Annotated in this window: 21 protein-coding genes; all 21 read right to left on the bottom strand. The window is 39.9% G+C overall.

The features are described from left to right. Nucleotides 1-211 precede the first annotated feature (211 nt). The 21 genes from ACWQAU_RS02400 to adhE all read right to left on the bottom strand — a co-directional run bounded on the left by ACWQAU_RS02400 (nucleotide 212) and on the right by adhE (nucleotide 24,125). The gene (locus ACWQAU_RS02400) at nucleotides 212-955 is read right to left on the bottom strand and encodes a LytR/AlgR family response regulator transcription factor (protein WP_003643584.1); all 744 of its coding nucleotides are present in this window, start codon (nucleotides 953-955) and stop codon (nucleotides 212-214) included. After that, nucleotides 948-2,210, bottom strand: a complete 1,263-nt coding sequence (locus ACWQAU_RS02395; RefSeq protein ID WP_003642929.1) for a sensor histidine kinase — start codon at nucleotides 2,208-2,210, stop codon at nucleotides 948-950. Before ACWQAU_RS02395 ends, ACWQAU_RS02400 begins: the two co-directional genes overlap by 8 nt. Before the next feature lie 9 nt (nucleotides 2,211-2,219). Then, nucleotides 2,220-2,348: a cyclic lactone autoinducer peptide gene (locus ACWQAU_RS02390; RefSeq protein WP_003643585.1), complete on the bottom strand. Its 129-nt coding sequence runs from the start codon at nucleotides 2,346-2,348 to the stop codon at nucleotides 2,220-2,222. Next, entirely contained in the window at nucleotides 2,329-2,925 is a 597-nt protein-coding gene (locus ACWQAU_RS02385; protein WP_003642930.1) for an accessory gene regulator AgrB, read from the bottom strand. Before ACWQAU_RS02385 ends, ACWQAU_RS02390 begins: the two co-directional genes overlap by 20 nt. A 367-nt stretch (nucleotides 2,926-3,292) precedes the next feature. Continuing rightward, complete coding sequence (gene clpL / locus ACWQAU_RS02380) at nucleotides 3,293-5,407, bottom strand: ATP-dependent protease ClpL (protein WP_003642931.1); 2,115 nt, start codon at nucleotides 5,405-5,407, stop codon at nucleotides 3,293-3,295. A gap of 390 nt (nucleotides 5,408-5,797) precedes the next feature. Beyond that, nucleotides 5,798-6,031 carry a hypothetical protein gene (locus ACWQAU_RS02375; protein ID WP_003642932.1) on the bottom strand — a complete coding sequence of 78 codons (234 nt, stop codon included), beginning with the start codon at nucleotides 6,029-6,031 and terminating at the stop codon, nucleotides 5,798-5,800. 636 nt (nucleotides 6,032-6,667) lie between these two features. Continuing rightward, nucleotides 6,668-7,768 (bottom strand): lactate oxidase, encoded by a 1,101-nt coding sequence (locus ACWQAU_RS02370; RefSeq protein ID WP_024002560.1) that lies wholly within the window; start codon nucleotides 7,766-7,768, stop codon nucleotides 6,668-6,670. A 26-nt stretch (nucleotides 7,769-7,794) separates the two neighbouring features. Beyond that, nucleotides 7,795-9,549 (bottom strand): thiamine pyrophosphate-dependent enzyme, encoded by a 1,755-nt coding sequence (locus tag ACWQAU_RS02365; RefSeq protein WP_003642934.1) that lies wholly within the window; start codon nucleotides 9,547-9,549, stop codon nucleotides 7,795-7,797. A gap of 81 nt (nucleotides 9,550-9,630) precedes the next feature. Next, complete coding sequence (locus ACWQAU_RS02360; RefSeq protein WP_003642935.1) at nucleotides 9,631-10,056, bottom strand: Rrf2 family transcriptional regulator; 426 nt, start codon at nucleotides 10,054-10,056, stop codon at nucleotides 9,631-9,633. A 172-nt stretch (nucleotides 10,057-10,228) separates the two neighbouring features. Next, nucleotides 10,229-12,040 (bottom strand): pyruvate oxidase, encoded by a 1,812-nt coding sequence (gene spxB, locus ACWQAU_RS02355; protein WP_015826157.1) that lies wholly within the window; start codon nucleotides 12,038-12,040, stop codon nucleotides 10,229-10,231. Between the two features lie 370 nt (nucleotides 12,041-12,410). After that, nucleotides 12,411-12,788, bottom strand: a complete 378-nt coding sequence (locus ACWQAU_RS02350) for a PTS glucitol/sorbitol transporter subunit IIA (protein ID WP_003641596.1) — start codon at nucleotides 12,786-12,788, stop codon at nucleotides 12,411-12,413. 27 nt (nucleotides 12,789-12,815) lie between these two features. Continuing rightward, nucleotides 12,816-13,835 carry a PTS glucitol/sorbitol transporter subunit IIB gene (gene srlE / locus ACWQAU_RS02345; RefSeq protein WP_015826192.1) on the bottom strand — a complete coding sequence of 340 codons (1,020 nt, stop codon included), beginning with the start codon at nucleotides 13,833-13,835 and terminating at the stop codon, nucleotides 12,816-12,818. 23 nt (nucleotides 13,836-13,858) lie between these two features. Further along, nucleotides 13,859-14,410 carry a PTS glucitol/sorbitol transporter subunit IIC gene (srlA, locus tag ACWQAU_RS02340; protein ID WP_003641598.1) on the bottom strand — a complete coding sequence of 184 codons (552 nt, stop codon included), beginning with the start codon at nucleotides 14,408-14,410 and terminating at the stop codon, nucleotides 13,859-13,861. 4 nt (nucleotides 14,411-14,414) lie between these two features. After that, entirely contained in the window at nucleotides 14,415-14,921 is a 507-nt protein-coding gene (locus ACWQAU_RS02335; protein ID WP_003641599.1) for a transcriptional regulator GutM, read from the bottom strand. Continuing rightward, the gene (locus ACWQAU_RS02330; RefSeq protein WP_027821611.1) at nucleotides 14,921-16,786 is read right to left on the bottom strand and encodes a BglG family transcription antiterminator; all 1,866 of its coding nucleotides are present in this window, start codon (nucleotides 16,784-16,786) and stop codon (nucleotides 14,921-14,923) included. Before ACWQAU_RS02330 ends, ACWQAU_RS02335 begins: the two co-directional genes overlap by 1 nt. Before the next feature lie 33 nt (nucleotides 16,787-16,819). Next, nucleotides 16,820-17,623 carry an SDR family oxidoreductase gene (locus ACWQAU_RS02325; protein WP_003641601.1) on the bottom strand — a complete coding sequence of 268 codons (804 nt, stop codon included), beginning with the start codon at nucleotides 17,621-17,623 and terminating at the stop codon, nucleotides 16,820-16,822. Between the two features lie 304 nt (nucleotides 17,624-17,927). After that, nucleotides 17,928-18,812 carry a ribose/proton symporter RbsU gene (rbsU, locus tag ACWQAU_RS02320; RefSeq protein ID WP_003641602.1) on the bottom strand — a complete coding sequence of 295 codons (885 nt, stop codon included), beginning with the start codon at nucleotides 18,810-18,812 and terminating at the stop codon, nucleotides 17,928-17,930. 29 nt (nucleotides 18,813-18,841) lie between these two features. Beyond that, complete coding sequence (rbsD, locus tag ACWQAU_RS02315) at nucleotides 18,842-19,237, bottom strand: D-ribose pyranase (protein ID WP_003641603.1); 396 nt, start codon at nucleotides 19,235-19,237, stop codon at nucleotides 18,842-18,844. 2 nt (nucleotides 19,238-19,239) lie between these two features. Continuing rightward, complete coding sequence (rbsK, locus tag ACWQAU_RS02310) at nucleotides 19,240-20,160, bottom strand: ribokinase (RefSeq protein WP_013356083.1); 921 nt, start codon at nucleotides 20,158-20,160, stop codon at nucleotides 19,240-19,242. A gap of 103 nt (nucleotides 20,161-20,263) precedes the next feature. Then, nucleotides 20,264-21,262 carry a ribose utilization transcriptional repressor RbsR gene (gene rbsR / locus ACWQAU_RS02305; RefSeq protein ID WP_003643604.1) on the bottom strand — a complete coding sequence of 333 codons (999 nt, stop codon included), beginning with the start codon at nucleotides 21,260-21,262 and terminating at the stop codon, nucleotides 20,264-20,266. Between the two features lie 259 nt (nucleotides 21,263-21,521). Continuing rightward, nucleotides 21,522-24,125: a bifunctional acetaldehyde-CoA/alcohol dehydrogenase gene (gene adhE, locus ACWQAU_RS02300; protein WP_027821609.1), complete on the bottom strand. Its 2,604-nt coding sequence runs from the start codon at nucleotides 24,123-24,125 to the stop codon at nucleotides 21,522-21,524. Nucleotides 24,126-24,147 lie beyond the last annotated feature (22 nt).

The following is a 24,147-nucleotide window of genomic DNA, read 5'->3' as shown; positions in this document are numbered from 1 at the left end:
CTCTGAACAAGGGACATACCGACCGTTTTAAGACGAATAATCTGAGGATAATCGTTTTAAGTACACTTTTAAACGGTTTAGGAAAGAACGAACCCAGTACACGTAATGCTGACAAATACCACTGCAATTTCTAATCGAATAACGCTGAATTTTCATCACGTAGCACATAAAAAGTCGCCTACTAATTTGGCAGGCGACTTCCTTGGAACTATTATGACTTTTTAGCAAGCCATTTAGCTAGATAACGATTAGCTTGTGCAGAACAAAGCACTTTTTCACCATTTGCCATGGTTAATCGTCGCAAGTGCTTGTCCAATGACTTAATGCGTTTCAAGTTAACAACATATGACTTATGACATCTATAGAAATTAGGACTCAAATCAGGAACGTCCTTTAACAGTCCATAGTATTCTAATTCACCATCATCCAAATGGACTACGATTTTATGGGGACTGGTTGAACTTTCAAAAAATATAATGCTTTTAACATTAATTGATCTGACCGTCTCACCAATTTTTATTTGAACATAGTCGTCTTGGTCATTTTCATCGGTTTGAAAACGATCTTGTGCCACGTGTAAAACCTTGCTAAATCGCTCATACAAGGAATCTGGAAAATCCTTAAGAATAAAATCTAATGCCTCAACTTGATATTGAAACACCATCAAAGATAACTCCGTGTGTGTCGTGATAAAAATAATCTTGCTGCGCCGGCCCATGTCACGAATCTGGCTAGCTAGTTGAATACCATTAATATCTGAATTAAGGGCAATATCTAACACATAGATTGCCTTTTGAGGCTGCTGTGCATTAACCTTGTCTAACAATTCGTGGGGATCTTGGCATGCTAAACAGATACTCATGTCTAGCTGTTGATCGACGATTACCTTAGTAATGATTTGCCGTATTTGTTGTAATTGTTTCGGATCATCTTCGCAAATATAGACACTAATCATTCTGAGATACTCGCTTCACCGTCAAGCGTTGTAAGAATACCGCTCCTAAGACTCTGGTTTCGAGTATCATGTTCTCATTGCGATTAACAATCTTACTTAAACTATTCAATCCAATCCCCCGATTCTTGCCCTTAGTGGAATAACCTGCCTCTTTCAGTTTCCATAAGGGTGGTAACTGTTCAAAAACATTGTTTTGAATCAAGAACACCGTACTATTTTTTTCGATAAAAATGGCACTCATAATCTCTCCATCAGCATGTCCTACCGATGCTTCAATTGCATTATCCAACATAATTCCTAATGCAATGTCTAAATCCAATTCATTAACGGTAATGTCAATTAATGGTTCCTTTAAATCAAAATGAACTTCAATCTCTTGCGATTGTGCATAGCTCAACTTACTAAATAGGATACTCTTAATCGACTTCACTTTGACCCGACTCAAATCTTCAAGATTATATTTTTCTTTTAACACCCGATTTGAAACCGGTGCAAGATTCTTTTGATAATATTCTTGTAAACCTTCTAAATCATCAGTTTTCAAATATTCATCTATCGAAATCAACATATTCTGATAGTCATGTCTGAAACGTCGCAACTCATTATAGTGAGCTTCGATTTCATTCATATAGCGAGTATCATTTTGTATTTGTATTCTTTGCTTTTGGACTTCATATTTGGCTCTTACATTTTTTAAATATTCGTTATAAATCACCAATACTAACCCCATTACAACTGACAATATAATTAAATTACTTAATATAACCTGGAACTGATTTTCCAGACCTTCACTCAACATAATATACAAGTATATTATCATTAATAATAGTGCGGTTATGCGATTTAAGCTCTGATTACTAAACGTGGGACTGAAATTCGTGCGATCCATTACAATATTAAGAAAAATTAAGCTTACGACACTCAATATGACAAACACTACCACATACCCATTAGGAACTTTCATTAAACGAGTTAATATATCACAAATATGGTCAACCATAATCGACCATATGAACACTTGAAATGTTATACATAGTGCACCGCTTAGAACTCGTACATACCACCAAGTGAAAAATATAAACATCATTAACATTAAAAAAGAAAAACTAATTCCTAACTTTGCTAAAAAAATATAACTCATCAGCATACAGACGGATAAAAATATAACATCAAAAAGTCTCACAAAAAATATATTTCTCAACAAAGATTTAATTATCAAATAGATAGATAATTCTTGGAAGACAATCATTAACATATATCTACACTAATCCTTGCTTTTTAATTCATCAGGAATTTTAGTTTCGAATAATATCCCATGGCAGCACATAACCAACTGTTTAGTACCTACGTATTGAAAAAGATGGCTAAGTACTTTATACATTTTTTCTTTCATAATTTTCCCTCCTTTCATAGGGCATTAGTAATAAAGCGGCTAATGCCATCGCAATTAAAATGATTGTGCCAAAATAATTATTACTAACTATTTGTAACAAACTCAAAATTAATGACAATCCAATTGCCCGTCGCTTTAATTTTTTTCTCAATGACTTCGATGTAATAGGATTCTTTACCGTATCAGCTGGAGCAAAAATACTTATGATTATTACAAATATTAAACTTAATAACAATCTGTATACTTCAGAAATACCAGTTCCAATCACATACGGCACACCCACAAACACAAAGATAGTTAATATCGTACATAACAAATCCGATTTCAAGTGACGTCCATAGGCAAAGCCACGCAAAACTAAAAAACTACCCATAAAAACTAACACTGGGACCAACTCGTGTAGCAGCAACGCTAAGATAATAGTAATTATCAGCTTAGGAATAACATTTAATACAGTATCAATGCCTAGTTTAACTAGTAATGCCTGCCGTCTTTCTAGTTGAAGATTCTTTTGAATCGCAGCGAATAACCGGTCGCTTAATTTATAAAGCAATAGTTTTTGTTCTGGCTTTTCCATATCCCACTCCTATAATGCTCAAATACATACCTGTATCAACAGTTTAAAACAGTATTAATTAATTGAAAAGAATACATAAATAGATTAATTATTCAATATTGTTTTAAGACTAGAAATAAACATTTAAAGATACATCAGTTTAATTATTCATACGAAACTAAAGTTTCATGTAAAAAGATCGTTAATATAAATCAGTTTCATCGATACTCACCCTTAATTTTTCCTTAAATTACAAGTCAAACTAGACTTAATTTCACTAATTCACATTACTCAATAGATTAATATCAAATGGTGAAAATCAACGAAAAAAGGAGATCTATCAAGCAATCTCCTCTTACATAAAGTTATTTATGAACACTGATTTAAGCTAAGCTGCCGATATCACAATCTCAGCATCCACTAAATCAGCCTTCAAGTTTTTGACATCTAAGTGGTCAAGGTAGAAATCCGTTACCTTGTCACGAATTTGTTGTTCAATTACTCGCCGTAATGGCCGCGCACCCATCGCTTCATCATAGCCTTGTTCCATCAGCCAATCTTTGGCCGCTTTAGTTACCTCAAGTTTGATGGATTTTTTGGCTAACGTTTTTTGTACATCCGCCAACATCAAATCGACAATTTGACTTAAGTCTTGCTTAGTCAGATGTGAAAATTCCACGATTCCATTAAAACGGTTCAGAAATTCTGGGCGGAAAAATGGTGCTAACTTATCCATTAATGACTGATCTCGTTGCTTGTCACCACTTAATGCTTCATTACCAAAGCCAGCATTAGAAGTAGCGATAATAATCGTATTTTTGAAATTAATGACATTGCCTTGTCCATCCGTTAAGCGCCCATCATCCATCACTTGTAACAGTAACGTTAATACTTGTGGATCAGCCTTTTCAATTTCATCTAATAATACAATGGAATATGGATTACGCCGAACCCGTTCAGTTAGAGTATTAGCATTATCTTCATAGCCTACGTATCCAGCCGAGGTACCAATTAATTTCGACACAGCTGTACGATCAGCATATTCACTCATATCTAGCCGAATAATCGCATTTTTATTTCCAAACATATCTAAGGCTAATTGCTTAGCTAATTCAGTCTTTCCTACGCCAGTTGGGCCCACAAACAGAAAACTTCCAATTGGCTGATCACCCTCTGAAAAGCCCGCACGGTTACGCCGAATTGCCTTCGCTACCATTTCAACCGCTTCATCTTGACCGATTACCTTACTTTTCAGACGCTTATCAAGATTTTTCAAGTGCTCAATATCATTAGCGCCCATATCAGCAACTGGTATACCAGTTAAACGTTCAACCGATTGTGCCACATCATCAATCGTGGCAGTGATTTTTTCTTTTTGATCCGTTTTTTTAATTTTTTGCTTGGTTTCCTCGATCGACTTCTTGATATCAGCGGCTTTTGTAAAGTCCTCCGATTTAACGGCGGCCTCCTTAGCTGCCTCTAATTTTTTAACGCGTTGATCCAATGTCTCAACATCAGTTTGCGAATTTTTAGCCGCTAAATGAGCCGCAGTCATGTCGATCAAATCGATAGCTTTATCTGGCAAAGTGCGTTGTGGTATATATTGGATTGAATAATCCACAGCCGCCTTCAAAACATCATCTGGTAATACAACATGATGATGCTTTTCGTACAGCTTTTTAACACCTTGTAATATACGTAAAGTGTCAGCGGCCGTCGGTTCATTAATCACAACATCATTGAATCGCCGTGCCAAAGCCGCATTTTTCAAAATAGTATTGCGATATTCATCTTGAGTCGTAGCCCCGATTACAGTCAGCTCGCCACGTGACAAAGCAGGTTTAATGATATCAGCCAATCCTTTGCCACCATCTTCACCACCAGTGGCGCCCGTGCCGATAATCTGATGAATTTCATCGAAGAATAGAATAATATTACCAGCTGCTTTAACTTCCTTTACTAGCTGTTTAATATTTTCTTCAAAAGAACCGCGATATTGAGTTCCTGCTTCCAAAGACGATAAATCAATCGAATAGATTTCTTTATCTTGAATCGTTTCTGGAACTTTACCAGCCACAATTGCTTGTGCCAGACCTTCGACGACTGCAGTTTTACCTACACCGGCATCACCAACTAAGATTGGATTATTTTTCGTCCTACGACTCAAAATTTCTGCAGTTTCTTGAATCTCATTCTCACGTCCAATCACTGGATCTAGTAATCCATCACGAGCCTGTTCCGTCAAATTAGTCCCTAACTTTTCTAAAATCCCCCCTTTTTTAACAGCCTGTTTACCATCTTTAGATACTTCTATTGTTTTATTATTTTGGGGTAGCTTACCAGTTGCTCGGTATTGAGCAAACTCATCCGGTGTCAGCGATTGTCCATTAACTAAATACCGTGCACGCTCCGAATTTTGATTATCCATGCGCCGAAATAATTGATTGAAAACATCATCCATATCATTGTTGAAAAAAGGATCATTTCCGTAGAAATTTGCCATATTACAACACCTCCATAAAAATTTATATGTGTAACTTAGTGACCATAATATCCTTTAAAACTACAACTGAATCGTATCACGATTTTTATGTATCGTTAAGTAAAGTGCTTATAGAATCAATTAGAAATAATTAGAATAATTTTGTTTAAACAAAAGAGAAATCAATTTCATAAAATGAATTGATTTCCCTACAAGGTTCCCTATTTAATAGCCCTTGATAAAGAACTTGAATTAACAAGTTACTTTCCAGACCAATTTTAATTTAAGAGACTACGACTCAAAAAGCACACCCAGTATCAAGTTAAGGCCAACTAGTTATCGTTAATATTGCCACTTAAATATCAATACTAGCAATCATGACACACGTGTGAAATCATAAACCAAAACATATTACATGACGTAACGGCGGTCTTGGGACTGTAAACTCACAGTAATGATTCTATTGAGTTGGATAAGGTGCCGATGACCAGTAATTGCCATAAATGCAATTGCTTTCGGTACAATCGTAGTGACATAGCCAACTGTCTCGGCCATCTGCCCATTTGTTTTATAAAACCGTAATGAGACTCGACATTTTTGATCATGCGCTTGTTGTAATTTACAATAATTATTTTCAACACTCAAATTAAAGTCTCCCGTTCAAAGAATTCAGGTTTATTTATTCGTCAGTGAATCTATGTGTTTGTTTTTCTCATTGTTGACGGCGTAAGTCCACATTAAGGAGTCAGCTATTCAGTAAAAACTAAATAACTAGTATTCATGTTCAGCTCAGTATAATATGCATTGATGGTTACTAATCAAAAATCGATCTCTAAATATCCTAATTACTATGAAACTTTGAAGTTAATTTATGAAAAAAATAACTTACAACAAAACTCATGATTACAACCTTGTCATCATAACTAGATTATGAAACATTCAGCCTCCTAAATAAAACTGGTATGCGCGCATGTGCGCATGTGTACAGTATACTATTGCCAAGTATGTCTGAATAACCGTTTTAAGACTTGAAAAACTCAGCTGGGTGCTTTAGGACGCTTTTTGTGCATTTTAAGACAATATCCTAACTTCAACGCCGGCATAGCTTCAATTCGTCAATCAGTGTCTTAGTTTCTCAGCTATTTCTGTTCAGAACATCTTCCTATTACAATAAAAAGCGTTGATCTCAGCAGAATTTACTTCCACCAAAACCAACGCTAAAGTGTTATTATATCAGGTATTTTAAATTCATTTTAGACATTATATTCAGCATTACTTCTACTACCTAAGTAATTTAGCACGTTTAACATCTTCAATCGTCTTAGTTCCCGCTAGTTGCATATCGATCAACAGCTCATCATTAAGGTGACTCACTACGGAAGCGACACCCTGCGCACCACCCAATGCTAATCCATAGATAATCGGCCGAGCAAGTGCCACCAGATCTGCACCATTGGCTAACGCCTTAAAGACATGGGAGCCACGCCGAACACCGCTATCAAAAATTATTGGGACGCGCCCATTAACGGCTTGCGCAATCTCGTGTAAAACATCAAAGGAAGCTGGACCACCATTTAATTGCCGACCGCCATGGTTTGAAACATAGATACCTTGAGCACCAGCCCCGATTGCTAACAAGGCATCTTCTGGTGACTGAACCCCCTTCACAATAACTGGTAAATTCGTATATTCCGTAATACGCCGAACATCAGCCGGGCTAATCTTTTGCGCCGCAGCAGCATAGATTTCCATGATACCTTTCCCTTTACCATCCCCTTCGCTGAACTTAGTCAAGTTAGCCATTGGGATTGGAAACTGGAAATTGTTGATAATATCAGCTTCACGATAACCGTCAACTGTTGCATCAACTGTCAAAATGATTGCCTTAGCACCAGCCTTCACTGCTTCATCCAGTAAACTCTGATTAAAATCCCAATCCTTGCTCATATATAATTGGAAAAATTGGGGCGCACCTTTACCAGCTGAGGCAGTATCTGCAATTGACGTTGAAGAGTAAGTACTCTGAGCCATAAGTGCCCCAACTTGAGCCATCCCTTCAGCAGTCGCAGCTTCACCCCGTGCATGTGCCAATCCTTGAGCGGCCGCTGGAGCCATCATAATAGGCGTTTTGAGATCTATGCCAAAAGCTTGAGTCTGTGTGCTTGGCTGTTCCATATCCGTCAATGCTCGTGGCACAATTTGAACATGGTTAAAGGCCATTGTATTCTGCTTTAAAGTCCATTCGTCTTCTGACCCACCACTAATATAACCAAAGCCTCCGCTCGGGATGATCTTTTTAGCAGCTGCTTCCAATGATGGTAAATTTAAAATCGTTAACTTTTGCTCACGATCACTCTGTTCATATCCATTAATAACTGTCATTATACTAATCTCCTTTACATAACCCTTTATAATTCATTTAATAATTGGCTAAGTGCCGGTTGATCCGCTTCAGCGATACCATATCGTTCACGATACTTAGCAATCGTATCTGCATCAAAGTTTTCTGGATCTACTGGAACAAAACTAGTATCAATTGGATCAACATTTTTAATTTTTGCATCAATCACAATTGGTAGTTGATTACCATTCTGCTGTAGTTGAGTAACTTTCTGAAACGTTGCTTTCAACTCTTTAAGGTTAGTCACTTTAAAACCAATCGCACCCATGTTGTCTGCCATCTTGGCCCAATCAGCACCAATCAAGTCAATCCCATACGGCGCCTGATTAGCGAGTAACTTTTCATGTTGAATAAAGCCTAATACTTTGTTTTCTAAAACCACGTTAATGACTGGCAAATGATATTTAACTTCCGTTAGTAAGTCTGGCATCACCATGGCATAACCACCATCACCAGAAATACTCCAAACCTGCTTCTTAGGATAATTCAATTGGGCGGCCAAACCTGCTGGCAAACCAAAACCCATCGTGCCATACCAAGCCGACATCGTAAAAGTCTGTTGCTTATTCAATGGTAACTGTCGGATTGCCCATTCCGTATTATTCCCAACATCCAGACCAAAGACGGCATCATCAGTAGCATTGTCTTTAATAGCTTCTAGCACCCCTTCAGCCGTCAACCCTCCTTGATCATCAGTAGCAATTGTCTTGAGCCACCGGTTCCAGTTTTGCTTATCACGTTGAGCAGCTTTCAAGAACTTAGTTGGCTTAATTGTCACTTCGGATTGAAGTAATGCTTGGAAAAATTCTTTTGCATCTGCAAGAACAGTAATATCAGCATCATGTTGTTTGCCTAAATCTGCTAAATTGTTATTGACTTGAATAAACTTAATTCCTTGTGGCAAGTAACGTGCAAACGGAAAGTTAGTACCAACAAACAAAACTAGATCTGCCGCTTGCGAGACTTCAAAGGCGGGTTTAGTTCCTAGTCGACCGCGAGAGCCCATGAAATTAGGATGGTCAGTTGGCATAATACCAGTTGCTGGAGCCGTCGACAAAACCGGCAAACTAAATTTTTCAGAAACTGCGATAACTTCTTGACGCGCATTATAGGCACCCTTACCAATCCATAAAACAGGGTGTTGAGCAGCTTTCAAAGCCGCTATCGTCTGCTGAACATCATCTGATTTCGGCATTAAGACCTGTTGACTGCCGCTAAGTGAAGCCGTTTTAAAACCATCAAACTCAATATCTTGACCAGACAAATCATCTGGAATGATAACAACAGAAACCGAACGGGTCGCGTATGCTGATCTAATTGCTTCATCAACCACGTATGGAATCTGTTCAGCCGTTGTCACTTGTTTATGAAATTCGGCTACATCTGCAAAAATTGGATCTTGGTTCATTTCTTGAAAGAAGTTCGTATTCATAATGGATGTTGCTGATTGACCGACTAAAGCTAGCACCGGTACGTGATCCATCTTGGCATCGTATAATCCGTTCAAGAGATGAACGGCGCCTGGCCCTGCTGAACCAAAGCTAACACCAATCGTCCCCGTTAATTTAGCATCTGCCGCGGCAGCTAAAGCACCAACTTCTTCATGACGTACTTGAATATACTTCAAGTGGTCTTTCTCTTGGTAGAACCCATCTACCGTATTATTAATCGAGTCAGCTGTAATACCATAGATATGATCAATGTTCCAGTCAACCAACACTTGTGCCAATGCTTGTCCTGCTTTAATTTTAGTCATTTCCATTACCCTCTTTTTGTTGTTACTTTTTTAAGCACAACCATATCCTAAATAAAAACTTGATCCTTGTCAAGTCTTTATCTTAAATTATGCTTGTTGTTGAACAGCGCTAATGTCATCAATAATATCTTGCAGCGTCACTCGCGACATACGTGCCTCAGCACTATTCTGAATATCACAGTAGTATTTTTCCATCACTCGCGGAATTACCGACCCGACCGGACACGTCTCCGAAGTATTATGGTCAACGTTTAAAAAATTACGCTTAGCCACCACTGCTACATAGATATCCTTCAAGGTAATATCATTGGGCGAACAAGCTAATGTTGGTCTAGCAACGCCACGAACCGAAGTTAACAAGCCTGCTTTTCTTAACTTACTCATCATTCTTCTGACCATGGTAGGATCCGTATTTAAACTACTAGCAATATGCTCACTTTTCAGCTGGTCATCAGTATGCAACGCAATATATGCCATAATATGCGTCGCATCACTTAATTGTGTATTAGCCATCTAGACACCTCCCATATCCATCTCTATTGTTACTTATTTTAGCACATCTAGCATGAACATAAAAGCGATTAAGGAAATAAGTTAGGCTTCTTTCCCTAATCGCAACATAAGATTATTTGATAATCTCCATTAATTCAATCAAACTTATTCAAGACACCGATAGTAGCTGAATTTAAAACCCACCCTGTCCAATTTGATGTTGCAAATCATCTAAGCCAAATTGTTTTAAATAAGTTGAAAGTGGTTGTAAATCTTGAGCTTCATACCGTTGTTTAAATGCTTCAATATCAGCTGCCGAACTCATTGCCGAATCTAAACGAAGCTTTTCAGCAGGCAGTGGCCGATCTCCTGTAATCACCGCATCAATCAGAACTGGTTCATGCTGAGCGATTGCTTTGGCTTGTTCAAAAACATCAGGTAATTGCTCAATCTTATTAACTCGAAAAGCTTGCATGTGCACGCCATCGGCAATCTTACTAAAATCAATATCATTGAATTCAACGCCAATAAAATCATTCTGATTAGTATCTTCCTGCTCATCTTTGATAAATCCATATTGGCAGTTGGTGAAAACAACATTAATCACTGGTAAATGGTATTGAACTTGCGTCGCCAAATCTTGCATGGTCATCGAAGCGCCACCATCACCAGCCAGATTAAACACCTGCCGCTCAGGATAATTAAGTTTGGCAGCAATTGCTCCCGGAATACCAACTCCCATCGTAGCAAATAAGTTAGAAGTAATGTGCCGATTGGATGGCGTTAATTTCAAATGTCGATTCGCATTCAAATTGATATCACCAACATCAATCGAATAGATTGCATCAGGCTCCGCAATTTTATTAACCGCACGTAGCACTTGATATGCTTGTAAAGGCCCTTCCTGCTTATCTTCTAATGAAGCTAGATAAGCCCGCCAATTTTTAACATTGGCTAAATTGGCTTGCCACCAAGGTGTCGACTCCCGTTCAGATACCTGTGCTAAAATTGCAGCCAGCGTTTTTTGTGCATCAGCAAGTACCGCAATATCTGTTTTATGTCGTTTACCTAACTTAGCTGGATCAATATCAATTTGTAAGAAATAACGCGTATTTTTAAACGCTTTGGAAACTTCTGCAAACGGATAATTATTACCAACAAATAAAACAACGTCGGCTTGCGCAAGTGCCTCATTCGCCGGTTTTTGTGCCACCCGATTAGCAGAACCCAAATAGGCTGGATAACGATCCGCGACAATACCCTTAGCTGGATACGTACTCATTAATGGAATTTTCAACGTTTTACTCAATTGTTCGAGTTCTTTACCAGCCTTACGAGCTCCAATGCCATAGTAAATAAGTGGCCGTTCAGCTGCGAGTAAAGTCTGTGTCAATCTCGTCACTGCTTGAACGTCGGGTTCTGGTAATAACGGCGTTTGATAACTATTAGCGGAAGCATACCAATCTTCAGCTGGAATCTGTTGCCATGGTAAATCGACTGGAATTTGCACAACCGCAACACCTTGGTGCGCGTAGGCGCGTCGAATTGCTTCGTCAATAACATGTGGCAACGTGGCAGCATTGACGGCTGTTACATTATAATCTGCAACGTCCGCATAAATCGGATTCTCATTCATTTCTTGGAACGTATCCATGTTCATCCCAGTAGTTCCAAATTGACCAATAAGTGCTAGAACAGGGACATGGTCTTCACGCGCATCATATAACCCATTCATAAGATGAGTGCCACCAGGTCCCGCTGAGCCGAAGCAAACCCCGATTTTACCCGTTAGCTTAGCATCAGCAGCGGCGGCCATTGCACCAACTTCTTCATGCCGTACTTGAATATAATGGATTCGATCCCTTTCTGCTGATAATGCGTCCATAATTGAATTAATTGAACCTCCAGGAATACCATACAAATGATCTACTCCCCAAGCTTCTAAAACTTTAATAACTGCTGCACCTGCTAGTATGTTAGTTTGTTTTGTTTGTTTCATAACCATAATAAAGCCCCCATTTCATGCACAATTTAATTACGCACAATTTAATAAACGAATATTACCATAGCAAACGCTTACATTCAAGTGGTCATAAACTCATGCTTTTTACCACTTAATCACGATTCAAACGCATTGTAGATCAACAACAGCGCTAGTCTGCTTGCCTTGATGAACCACCATCGCTGTTGAAAATTAGTATCTCATACATTCGTTTTTTAAACAATTTTAGTAATTAGTGTATGTTTTACAGGGGCATACTTCCAACAATGTCTGCATGTTTAGAAGCTAGCCATTCTTCGAAAACTAACTACCGCTTTCAAAACATGACCTTAACTCAATTCGACACAGAGCAAAATAGCATCTGCCAAGTTAATTATTCAGCTATAATCCGTACCACGCTACCGACTTTAAAATCAGGATAATCGCCCTGCTCAACATATAACGTCCCAGGCAATTTAGCCTCCTTTGCACCCGTAAAACTAATAGCCGTATGGCCTAATCTTCCAAGGTTAGTCTGGACTTCACCACCAACTGCTGTAATTTGATAGACTTGATTGTCGACTTCAAGTTTCATTCCTGCTGTGATTTGCTCACTTATTGGGACAACTTCGATAATAAAGCAAGAAGGCCGTAATGCGTCTGGAGCTTCATCACCAAATAATACTGCCATGCCAATCGATTTAAAATCAGCAGATTCCGCACCTATTTCTAAGACCTTTGTTGAAAAGATAATTCTCTCTTTTGTCATCATACAATACACCTCAAACCTTCTAAAAATTTATTTTGAATATAATCCAAAACTTGCAATCCAAGCAATAAAGACCCGCGGAACGCCGTTGATAAACCGACTATATAACACTGATGGCACCCCAACTTCAACCGTCTTAGAATCAGCCTCAGCTAGTCCTAAGCCAACTGGAATAAAGTCACAACCATTTTGCGTGTTAATCGCGAATAATGCTGGTAATGCATACTGTGGTGGAATATTACCTTTCCCGATTTCAACGCCAATCAAGGTCCCGATAACTTGACCGATAACTGCGCCTGGCCCAAGCAATGGAGATAAGAATGGTAATGAGCAAATAAATCCTAAAACCATCAAGCCCCAGACATTGCCTGCTAACGGCTCCATGACACTGGCAAAAACCTTACCAATTCCAGAGCCATTAATAATCCCAATAATTAATGCCACAAATGCCATAAATGGAATAATAGTATTAATAACTGTTTGAACAGCATCTTTTGCGGCCTGATTAAACGTCGAAACGACTCGCCCAGCACCAATCCCAATCTTAGTTAAGATCCCAGGATTTTTTGTTTGTGCTGTTAGTGTCTTTGTATTATCGAATTTCGTATCGTCATCTACATTCTCAAATTGGTTAGCGCTTTCATTTTGACTGTCAGAAAATTGCTCCTCCTCAGATGTTACCAACATAATCTGATCAACATCTACATTGGAAACATAATTAGCTTCATTCATAAATTGCGCTAAGGGACCGCTCTTACCAGTCGGTAATACGTTAATTGTTTTGATACCCTTCTTGGGATAAATTCCACACCTTAATGTCCCACCACAGTCTACAACCGCTAATGCTGTTTCTTCATCAGGAATTGACGTCTTAAAGCCATCAACAGCTTCCATTCCTGTCAACTTAGCAATCTTATCAACAATTGCTGGTTTATTACCTCCAGTGACATAAACAAATTTATGCTTCGTGATAGTTGGTGTAATAATTAGCGGGCCACCCCAGCCACCAGAGCCTTTAACAACTTTGATACTATGATATTCCTTTGCCATGATCTCATTCCTCACTCTCTCAATTAGCCGTTAAATTCAACTTTCTTGGACAAGGTAATCCCTTGTTGTTTGCAGACATAGGCTGTTGTAAAGTCAGTAATCCAACCACCGATAAAGTTCATTACTAGGCCGACTAATAGATATCGAATCGCCAAATCCATTGTATTCAATCCTAACTTCTGAACCCCTTGCGCAATCCCTAACCAAATGAAATACTCGGAAGGATTGATATGTGGGAATACCCCATTACTAGTGTGGCAAAATTGAGCAATCGATGCATACCAACTAGGTTTATAGTATTCTGGCAAGAACCGTCCCATTGAGTGCGCCATAGGATTACCGAGCATAAATGCCGAAACAAACGGTAAAATTAAATAACGGGTTACAGGATTCTTTGACGAAGCTCTGGCCAACTTGGCCATCTTCTTGTCACCAACAAAGGCAATAATCGCGTTCATCAAGACTAACAGCAATAGCACAACAGGAATAATTGATGTCATCCATCCAATTAATGTTTTACCACCACTCTGAAACAGCCCCATAAAGCCCGAGGCCAAATCTGTGACTACTTTCATAGTATTAATGCTCCTTTACGTTCACTTGTTTTTTTCGCAAACTTGCTAAGCCTTTATAATAAATAGATTTCAGCTTTTCAATCATTGGTAGGCTCCAAATTTTGACACTACCATCGAAATCTTGTGGCGTTAGCTGATTTGCTTTGTAATTTAAATAGTTCTTATAGGCATCCAATAGACAAACTCGCGTTAGCTTATCGAATTGTTTTAATTGCTGGTATGAAGCAGCAATTTCCGCAATATTTTTCTGCCGAAGTTGATGCAATTCCCTAAACTTTGCAAAAATCGTAACCCCCTTCATCATTTGAGCCTCTAAGATCGTGCCGTCATCCTTTATCGCTAATAGAATTAGTGTCCCCGACCGTAATTTTTTAGGATTTTTGCCAATTGCTACTGGCGCCAACACTCGTAATTGATGAAAGGTTTTAGAAAAATTCTTAATTTGTCTTAGTCCAAGGAAACCTTGTAATAGAAACGCACTGACTAGGATCACGCCAAAATAAATTAACATTAAATCGCCTCCATCAACTGATTTAATCCTTGATTTTCATCATAATTTTTCAAGTTATTATAAATATTGCTGTTAGCTGTGATACTGCGAATTAGATCGTATACTTGTGCTAATATTTTGCTTAATGTTGCATCTAGTTTATACGGAATTGCGACCAAAAAAACCACGTTTACCTTTTGATTATCGAATACTACCGGTTTTTCAAACACTCCTACTGTTACAAGGATTCGATTTAGTCCAGATTTATCAATAACGTGTGGCAATGCAACCCCATCACCAAAAATACTACTCGATTGTTGCTCTCGATTAAGCCAAGCTTGCATAAAATCTGGTGTCAGTTGACCATGTTGTATCTCTTGATTAATTAATTTTTTCACTCCAGTGACGTAGGTCTCCTGTTCATCAAACTGCGTGACATCAAATCGACACTGCCCCTGATTAACAGCTTCATCAACCAACGAAATTTGAAGACGTTCACGTAACGTTCCTTGATTAAAAATAGAATTCAACCGAATAATAGGCGCGTGGTTAATTAATTCATTATCTGTTAAAAAACTGTTAGAAAAAATCAGTAAATATTTTTCTGGACTCTGCTCCCATTCACTAATTGAGTTAAAAACATCAATCTGCAAATCATCATCTAACATTTCTTTCAATTTCTCGGAAATAAACTTTTTCATACTAGTATTAATGGGCTCAACTAGTGCAACCCGATGAATAATTGGCGCTGCCATGTATTCTTCAAGCTCCATCTGAAAATAGACTGTTAAATAACCAACCTCCTGGGAACGAATCCGAATATTCAATTTAGTGGCAATGGTTGATAATGTTAATTGCGCTAACTCCGTTGAAACTGGATACTTACTTAACATGTCTACCGAGATAAATCCTTCTGACTTGACATCAAAAATAGCCCGATTAATGAGAAATAATAAATGATATCGCAACTCCATCAACAACCGTTTAAAGTCCAAATTCACATCTAATTTTTGCTTAAGGATTGGAAAAACCGACTGCATTAAATCCTCAACTTCGACCAATCCCACTTGAACTAACTGATTATCATCCTTCGGTAGCTTTCTGATGTTTAATGGGTATGAAATAAATTCCCATTCGCTAGTGCTTAACGAGCTACCAATTATCTCAGTAACTAGATTCCGCAAGGACGCCATCGTTACATCACTAAGAAGTGGATGATAGTTATTAATACGATCATTGATTTGAATGTTATATTTACGTAACCAATTAATAACCGCAATATTTCTTTTAATCATGGTCACAGTATCATTATTATGATCAAGTTTTTTAACAAGATTAAGCAATTTGACATCTGTCGCTTTATCCCAGGTTGCTTCCAGTTCGTAGTATTTCCCGACTAAAGTTCGTGTAATTACTGCATACATATAATCATGTTCAACCGCTAAATGAATCCCACGATTAGTTTTTGTCTCAATTCTGACTTGGTAATAATCAAGCTGTTGTTTGAGCGCTTTTAAATCCTTATTGATAGTGCCACGACTCACAGCCAATGATTCTGCCAAATCATCCAGAATAACGTAATCCGTGATTTGCTGTAACAATTCTTTTAAAATCGTTGCTTGTCGCTTTGAGGGATCATTGAAATCTAAATCCTTTTTCAAGAAATTAGTTTGTAGCTTAGCCATGGCAGAATAATTATTGATAACTAGGTAAAACTTGGCTTGATTAACGTTGATTTTTGCAATACCCACCAAATAATCATTGATTGCACGAATATTCTTGGTAATTGTGACTCTCGAAACAGAAAAATGGGATTGTAATTCTCTTAGTGTCAATGCATCATTATTAATAAAAAAGTTTAATATTTCAAAACTTTGCCTATCCATTGCCTCACCATGCCCCCAACTAAAATTTAAAGGTTAACCACGACTCTTGCCTCCCGCAACGTTAATCGTAACCCCGGTAATGTAACTGGCACGTTCTGATAGTAAATAGTTAACTGCATCCGCAACTTCTGATAGTTTGCCACTCCGACCAAGAGGTGTGGTTGACGTACTCTTATAGCCTGCCCGAATGTCATCAACAGTTTTATGCCGGGTATAAGCTAACGCCTCTTCATAAGAGCGTGTTCTTAGCCCAGTAGCTTCCATAATACCTGGCGCGACACCAACGACCCGAATATTATGTTCACCTAATTCTTTAGCCCACGAACGAGTGAACCCATTAATCGCTCCCTTAGTTGCTGAATAAACACTCTGTCCTTGTGAACCTTCAAGTCCAGCTTCTGAGGACATATTAACAATAACACCGTACTGTTGCTTCTCGAATTGATGGGTAACTGCCTGCGATACAAGGAAGACGCTTTTCACGTTCACGGCAAACATTTTCGCAAAATCCGATTCTGCAAATTCATACTTACCGTGAGGATCCTTGGCGTCAGCCAATAAACGTGGCAAATTGATACCAGCATTATTTACAAGCCCGTCAATTTTTCCTTGTTCATCAACAACCTTTAAGACCAGCCGATTAACCGCTTCCGCATCTGTGACATTGGTTTCAACAAAGTGTAAATTATCATTTTGCTGATCACCTTGATTGAGGTCAGCATTATAAACAATCGCCCCGTTATTCAATAATTCAGTTACAATTGCTTTACCAATACCGGATGAGCCCCCAGTAACAACGTATACCTTACCCGAAATATTAATCCATGAATTATTCATCAAAATCGCTCCTTAATCATTTCTTTTCTTCACAGATAAATATATACGAAAGCGCATACATTATTAATGCACTCTTTTTTCATTGGCTTTTTAAATTAATGGACTAATGATTCATCAAACATTTAGATGTCTGACATAAACTATAAATATTATGCCGAATTATTTTCATTATCGCCATATCATAAAGCAAATTTTGTAATCGACCATTGTAATCAATAACCGTAAAAATAGAGTCGCTTTAAAGAAGCGTATAACTCCTTCAAAGCGACTCTATTAAATAGTCTTATAGCCATATTAATTTGTTTTAAATCGTCACCGTAACAGCTGCTGCCGCAATAATTAGTATCAGTCCACCAATCGTGACCCACATTTCTTTGGTAGTCTTCTTTTGGCCTAAGAACCAAATACCGGTTAACGTTGCCAATACAACGGAGGTTTGTGAAAGAATAAAGCCGGTTGCTAATCCGTTCATATTTGGTTGCGCAGAGATTAAGTAAGTCAACGCCGCAAACGCGAAGAAGAAACCTGAGATGATGTGCGTGTATGACACCCCTTCAACGAGGGCTAACTTTTCACCTCGTGATGCTAAGAACAGGGCATATACGATCGAAACAATAACCATCCCAATTGCTTGGGGAACGAAGGCTTCCTCCCCACCAATATTGGTTGCTTGGGGCGCAGCCGAATAAGCCCAGTACCCGATTTCACCAACTGCTAACCAGATAACAGCTTGGCGTAAGGTCCGGGCGTTACCTGCATCCTTATGTTCAGACCACACTGTTAGCCAGGCACCAATGATAATTCCAACTAAGGCTAGGCCACCCAAGACCTTGTCCATTGCCCCAGGCCAGTCACCTAAGGCGAAGACGCCCCACAGTGATGCGCCCAACAGCTGGAAGGCCGTCGTAATTGGCATTGCTCGTGAAGAACCAACCATCGTAAACACTTTAAATGTCACGATTTGGGCACTTGCCCAACCGATCCCTGATAGAATTGAAAACCAGAGATTCATGCCGCTTGGAAAAGCAATCCCTTGCACCCATGCATAAATCAGCGCAAAGATTAACGTTCCAATAGTTGAACCCAAGATCTGATTAACAGGCCGACCACCAATTTTCGACGCAATCGTGGGGTAAAGTCCCCAACCAAGTAACGGCCCTAAGCCAATTAGTAAAGCGGTAGTATTCATTCCAATCCCTCCATTAATCACCAACTACTTTAAAAAGTAACGCCACTTTCCAATAAAATATTTGAATAAGGTGTCATTTCACCAGTCCGAACAAAGGCCTTGCAGTCAGCCAAGTCCTTCTTCATTTCTTCATGTGGAATGAAGGTAATTGGGGTGTCTGGTAAGCGCTTCTTGATGGCCGTCAACATCTTAGGATTTTGAACTTTAATTTCTTCTGCCAAATAGATTCGTTGTACTTCAAGCTCTTCCAAGACGTTATTCAAGACTTGCATAAAACTAGGAATACCATTATCAACGGCTAAATCGATTTTTTCGGTTGAACTTGGTACTGGCATGCCAGCATCACCAATACTCAACTTATCGAAATGGCCCATCGTTGCAATAACTCGTGACAAATCTGAATTAATAACTTTTGTTTTTTTCATAATTATTTACCCTCCGCGGCTGTAATTTCATTTTTATAAGGAATTGATGGTTGCGCACCGAAACGTTGTACGGCAATCGATGACGCCCGGTTACCATAGCGAATCGCATCTTCAAGATTACTAAAATCTTTATTTAACACACTACTCATCGCGCCAATAAACGTATCTCCGGCTGAAGTCGTATCCACGGCTTCGACTTTAAAAGCTGGTACGATACCATGTCGCCCATCGATATCATAAAACGCACCCTTACTACCAATCGTAATGATAACAGCTGAAATACCGAGGGCGTGTAATGCAGCGGACGCCTTTAACATGCTGGCTTCATCGGTGATTGCAATCCCAGTCAAAGTTTCCGTTTCCGTCTCATTTGGTACAATCATGTCAGTAACTGCTAAAAGTTCAGCGGGGACTTTTTCCATGGCTGGAGCGGGATTCAAGATTGTTCTTACGCCAGCGGCCTGTGCAATTTTAAAGGCTTCGACCGTACTATCGACAGCGCTTTCAAATTGTGCAACCACAAAATCACTAGTTTCAATGATATCACGGTGGGCTTCAACGTCTGCTGGCGTAAAGGCCATGTTGGCACCACCATGAATCATAATTTGGTTTTCACCGGCATCATCAACCGTGACGTAAGCTTGACCTGTCGATTGATTAGTCATCTTTGTGATCCCTGCCAAGTTGATCTTTTCCTGCGTCAATAAATCAAGCATGGTTTTACCAGCAGCATCGTCACCAACCGCACCAATAAAGTGGGTATTAGCACCAGAACGTTGCGCTGCGACGGCCTGGTTCGCGCCCTTACCACCACCGGCTGAAAAGATTTCCTTAGTGTGAATCGTTTCGCCAGGCTTTGGCATGTTTTCAACCCGAATCGTCCGGTCTAAGTTGATACTCCCAATAACGGTTACCGTATTCATAATGGTCCCTCCAAATAGTTAAATTAATCTGAATTTAGTTTTTATTAAAACGTTTTATGAAAACGTTTTAATAACTCGTAAAAAATATAACACATCTGAATAATTAATTCAAATGTGCCGTCGAATTTCTTTCAATTAATTTAACTGGTAAGTGGTGTTCTTCCCATGGCTGCTGCGGATTAGCAATACGGTCGAGTAACTGGTTGGCTGTCGTTTGCCCCAACTCAAAAATCGGTTGTGCGATGGTTGTAAGCTGTGGCGCGACATATTGGCACATTTCGACATCGTCATAGCCAATGACACTGTAATCATCCGGTATCCGCTTATCATGTTCAGCCATGCCTAAGTATACACCGAATGCGATTTCGTCATTGACTGCAAAGATCCCCGTAACTCCAGTCGCCAAAATTTCCGGAACAACTTGGCGACCACCCACTTTAGAAAGCGGCGTCGCGATGACATGTACCGCTGTCCGCGGATACACACTATAAAAACCACTAAGCCGCTTTTGGACATTGGCTGACGGTTTTGCTGGAATAAGAACGGCGACTTGCCGGTGTCCCAAATCTTTTAAGTGTTGAGCAGCTTGCCGCCCCCCATCATAGTCATCAGTCAACACAGAATCGCTGAACCCTTCGGCGCGCTTTTGGTCTAAGACGATAAATGGGTGACCCTTCTGCCGTAGAATATCATTAATCGCATTATTGGAAACGGCCGAACTTGCGATAATAAAGCCATCCACACCCCGGCGGCTGAGTTCATCCAAATAGACGCGTTCTTTGTCTTCATCCAGATCAGCATTACACAACATCGTGATGAAATTTTGCTGATACAAGACGTTTTCAATGCCTCGAAGCAGCTCACCAAAAAAGGGATTCCGAATATCAGGCACAAGGACCCCAATTGTTTTGCTGGTCTTCTTAATCATCCGCTGAGCAAAGTAATCAGGCTCATAATTTAATTCATCCCGGGCCGCTTCCACCTTAGCAACCGTCGCCGCACTAAACTTATCACCATGCCCGTTTAAAATTTGTGACACGGTCGCAATTGAGCGTTCTGCAAGGCGCGCAACATCTTTGATTGTGACTGCCTTATTTTTCATGGGCTTCTCCTCCGTAAAATTAACTCTTGCATTATTGTAGCCTAGAACGCCGAATTTTCCTAACCGAATCTCAAAAATATTTAGTACACCTATAAGTATATCTATATAGTGTGCAAGCCGATAATTTATCCATATCAAGTCTTCATTTTCTCCTCCTCTGAAAACAAACAGTAAAAACTTTCCAGGTAGTTATTCTAAAACCACATGACAAAAAAGCCCGCGCTCATCATGAGCGCGGGCTCCCTTAATTCACAAAGGGCTATTTTTCAGTACCTTGGCCGTCCCATTCACGTTCAATAATCGCCTTTAATTCACTGATTAAAGGTTCGCGTGGGTTAGCGGTCGTGCATTGGTCTTCATAGGCCAGTTCGGCTAATTCGTCGACGGTGGCGTCAAAGTGCTTCTTTTCGACCCGGTTGGCTTTCAAGGATAAGGTCACATCCATTGAATGAGCCAAGTCAATGTAAGCTTTAACTAAGCTTTCTTTGAGTTCTTCGTCGGTCTTGCCTGGTAACCCTAAGGCCCGGGCAATGTTGGCATAGTCGGCTAAGGCAGTATTATGGTTGTACTTCGGCCACATTGCTAACTTCGTTGGGATTTCAGCATTGTAACGAACGACTTGCGGATAAGTGATCGCAATTGCCAATCCGTGTGGTAAGTTGAATTCCCCGCCTAATTTATGGGCGATCGAGTGGTTGATACCCAAGAAGGCATTGGCAAAGGCCATCCCAGCTAGCGTTGAGGCATTGTGCATCTTCTCACGAGCCATCTTGTCACCATCATAAGAAGCTTTCAAGTACTTGAAGGCTAATTGCAAAGCTTGAATTGACCAGCCGCGTGTGAAGTCAGAAGCCATCGTTGAAACATATGCTTCGGTTGCGTGGGTAATTACGTCGAGACCAGTCCAAGCCGTCGTCCGCTTTGGCACCGTTTCAACAAATTGTGGGTCAACGATCGCAATATCTGGTTGCATTGCGTAGTCCGTAATCGGGTATTTGACGTGCGTCTTGGAGTCCGTAATAACCGCGTATGGCGTTACTTCAGAACCAGTCCCAGAAGTCGTTGGAATCCCAATATAAGTTACTTTTTCGGATACTGGTACTTTGTACGTCCGCTTCCGGATATCCAGGAACTTCTGTTTAGCACCTAAGAAGGAAGCTTCTGGGTGTTCATAGAAGAGCCACATCCCCTTAGCGGCGTCCATTGCAGAACCACCACCGAGTGCAATGATTGTATCTGGCTTAAAGGCCTTCATCCGGGCAACCCCTTTGTAGACTGTGTCAGTCGACGGGTTCGGTTCAACTTCTGAGAAGATGTCGATATCAACCGGATCAGTCCGCTTGTTCAAGACCGCCGTTACTCGATCAGCATAGCCAAATTCAACCATCCCAGGATCACAAACTAGGAAAACCTTCTTAATCCCGGCCATGTGTTCCAAGTAGCGAACGGAATTGCGTTCGAAGTAGACTTTGGGAGGCATTTTGACCCATTGCATGTTATTACGCCGTTTTGCCACAGTTTTGATATTAATCAGATCCATATCTGTAACGTTATGAGAAATCGAGTTGCCACCATATGATCCCGTGCCCAGAGTTAATGAAGGCGCCATGTTATTGTAGATGTTACCTAACCCACCAACTGAAGATGGCGTGTTAACTAAGATCCGGCAAGCTGGCATTTGTAAGCCAAATTCTTTGACCAATGCATCATCGGTCGTATGAATCCCAGCAGTATGGCCTAAGCCACCATAGTGAAGTAATTCATTAGCCCGTTTGAACGCCGCTTCATGCGAATCCGCTTTGTAAACGGTCAGAACTGGTGATAATTTTTCGCCGGATAATGGGTACTTGATACCGACACCATTAATCTCCGCAATCAAGACCCGGCAGTCCTTAGCGACATCTTTCAAGCCAGCCATTTGTGCGATTTGATAAGCTGTTTTACCAGCAACTGGACCACGAACTGTGTGCCGGTTAGGATCAATGACAGCATCACTCAAGGCTTGCACATCTTTAGGTTTAACGTAGTAGCAACCCAAACGAATAAATTCAGCTTTAACTTCAGCATAAATTTCCTTGTCGATAATGGCACTATTTTCAGAAGCACAAATCATCCCATTATCAAACGTCTTCGATAAAACAATGTCGTTAACCGCCTGCTTAATGTCAGCTGTTTTTTCAACATAAGTTGGGCCGTTACCAGGACCAACACCCAGTGCTGGTTTACCTGATGAGTAAGCGGCTGTCACCATACTTGGACCACCGGTAGCCAAGATCGTCGCAACATCCGTATGGTACATCAAGGCGTCGGTTGCTTCAATGCTTGGGTGTTCGATGTATAAAACAGCATCAGCTGGACCACCAGCAGCTTTAATCGCTTCCCGCATCACATCAGCAGCCGCAGAACTACATTTCTGAGCTTGAGGATGGAAACCAAAGACGATCGTGTTACGCCCCTTTAATGAGATCAACGTCTTGAAAACCGTTGTTGAAGTTGGATTCGTTACGGGTGTAACCCCGGCTACGATACCAACTGGTTCAGCAATTTCCATTAGTTGCTCTTCATCGTCTTCTTTAATGACGCCGACTGTCTTATCATGGCGCATGCTGTTCCAGATATATTCGCTGGCGTAGATGTTCTTAATCGCCTTATCTTCAACAACACCCCGACCGGTTTCCTCAACCGCCAACTTGGCTAACTTCATATGATTGTCCAGTGCGGCAACCGCAACCTTTTCACATAAATCATCGATTTGTGCTTGGGTATATGACTTCAAAATAGCTAATGCTTTCTTAGAACGTTGAACTAATTGATCAACTTCATCAGTAACTTTGCTTGTTTGATTTTTTTCTGTCTTAATCATGAAGTGCTTCCTCCGTTCAATT

This window comes from Lactiplantibacillus sp. 3062 (genome assembly GCF_055413545.1).
Note: the sequence above shows the minus strand (reverse complement) of the source record. Positions and strands in the feature narration are given on the sequence as shown.

What these genes read in the sequence shown, in the direction of transcription:
- ACWQAU_RS02400 (WP_003643584.1), bottom strand. Translation starts at nt 955, where the DNA reads ATGATTAGTGTCTATATTTGCGAAGATGATCCGAAACAATTACAACAA.
- ACWQAU_RS02395 (WP_003642929.1), bottom strand. Translation starts at nt 2,210, where the DNA reads ATGTTAATGATTGTCTTCCAAGAATTATCTATCTATTTGATAATTAAA.
- ACWQAU_RS02390 (WP_003643585.1), bottom strand. Translation starts at nt 2,348, where the DNA reads ATGAAAGAAAAAATGTATAAAGTACTTAGCCATCTTTTTCAATACGTA.
- ACWQAU_RS02385 (WP_003642930.1), bottom strand. Translation starts at nt 2,925, where the DNA reads ATGGAAAAGCCAGAACAAAAACTATTGCTTTATAAATTAAGCGACCGG.
- clpL (WP_003642931.1), bottom strand. Translation starts at nt 5,407, where the DNA reads ATGGCAAATTTCTACGGAAATGATCCTTTTTTCAACAATGATATGGAT.
- ACWQAU_RS02370 (WP_024002560.1), bottom strand. Translation starts at nt 7,768, where the DNA reads ATGACAGTTATTAATGGATATGAACAGAGTGATCGTGAGCAAAAGTTA.
- ACWQAU_RS02365 (WP_003642934.1), bottom strand. Translation starts at nt 9,549, where the DNA reads ATGGAAATGACTAAAATTAAAGCAGGACAAGCATTGGCACAAGTGTTG.
- ACWQAU_RS02360 (WP_003642935.1), bottom strand. Translation starts at nt 10,056, where the DNA reads ATGGCTAATACACAATTAAGTGATGCGACGCATATTATGGCATATATT.
- spxB (WP_015826157.1), bottom strand. Translation starts at nt 12,040, where the DNA reads ATGGTTATGAAACAAACAAAACAAACTAACATACTAGCAGGTGCAGCA.
- ACWQAU_RS02350 (WP_003641596.1), bottom strand. Translation starts at nt 12,788, where the DNA reads ATGATGACAAAAGAGAGAATTATCTTTTCAACAAAGGTCTTAGAAATA.
- srlE (WP_015826192.1), bottom strand. Translation starts at nt 13,835, where the DNA reads ATGGCAAAGGAATATCATAGTATCAAAGTTGTTAAAGGCTCTGGTGGC.
- srlA (WP_003641598.1), bottom strand. Translation starts at nt 14,410, where the DNA reads ATGAAAGTAGTCACAGATTTGGCCTCGGGCTTTATGGGGCTGTTTCAG.
- ACWQAU_RS02335 (WP_003641599.1), bottom strand. Translation starts at nt 14,921, where the DNA reads ATGTTAATTTATTTTGGCGTGATCCTAGTCAGTGCGTTTCTATTACAA.
- ACWQAU_RS02330 (WP_027821611.1), bottom strand. Translation starts at nt 16,786, where the DNA reads ATGGATAGGCAAAGTTTTGAAATATTAAACTTTTTTATTAATAATGAT.
- ACWQAU_RS02325 (WP_003641601.1), bottom strand. Translation starts at nt 17,623, where the DNA reads ATGAATAATTCATGGATTAATATTTCGGGTAAGGTATACGTTGTTACT.
- rbsU (WP_003641602.1), bottom strand. Translation starts at nt 18,812, where the DNA reads ATGAATACTACCGCTTTACTAATTGGCTTAGGGCCGTTACTTGGTTGG.
- rbsD (WP_003641603.1), bottom strand. Translation starts at nt 19,237, where the DNA reads ATGAAAAAAACAAAAGTTATTAATTCAGATTTGTCACGAGTTATTGCA.
- rbsK (WP_013356083.1), bottom strand. Translation starts at nt 20,160, where the DNA reads ATGAATACGGTAACCGTTATTGGGAGTATCAACTTAGACCGGACGATT.
- rbsR (WP_003643604.1), bottom strand. Translation starts at nt 21,262, where the DNA reads ATGAAAAATAAGGCAGTCACAATCAAAGATGTTGCGCGCCTTGCAGAA.
- adhE (WP_027821609.1), bottom strand. Translation starts at nt 24,125, where the DNA reads ATGATTAAGACAGAAAAAAATCAAACAAGCAAAGTTACTGATGAAGTT.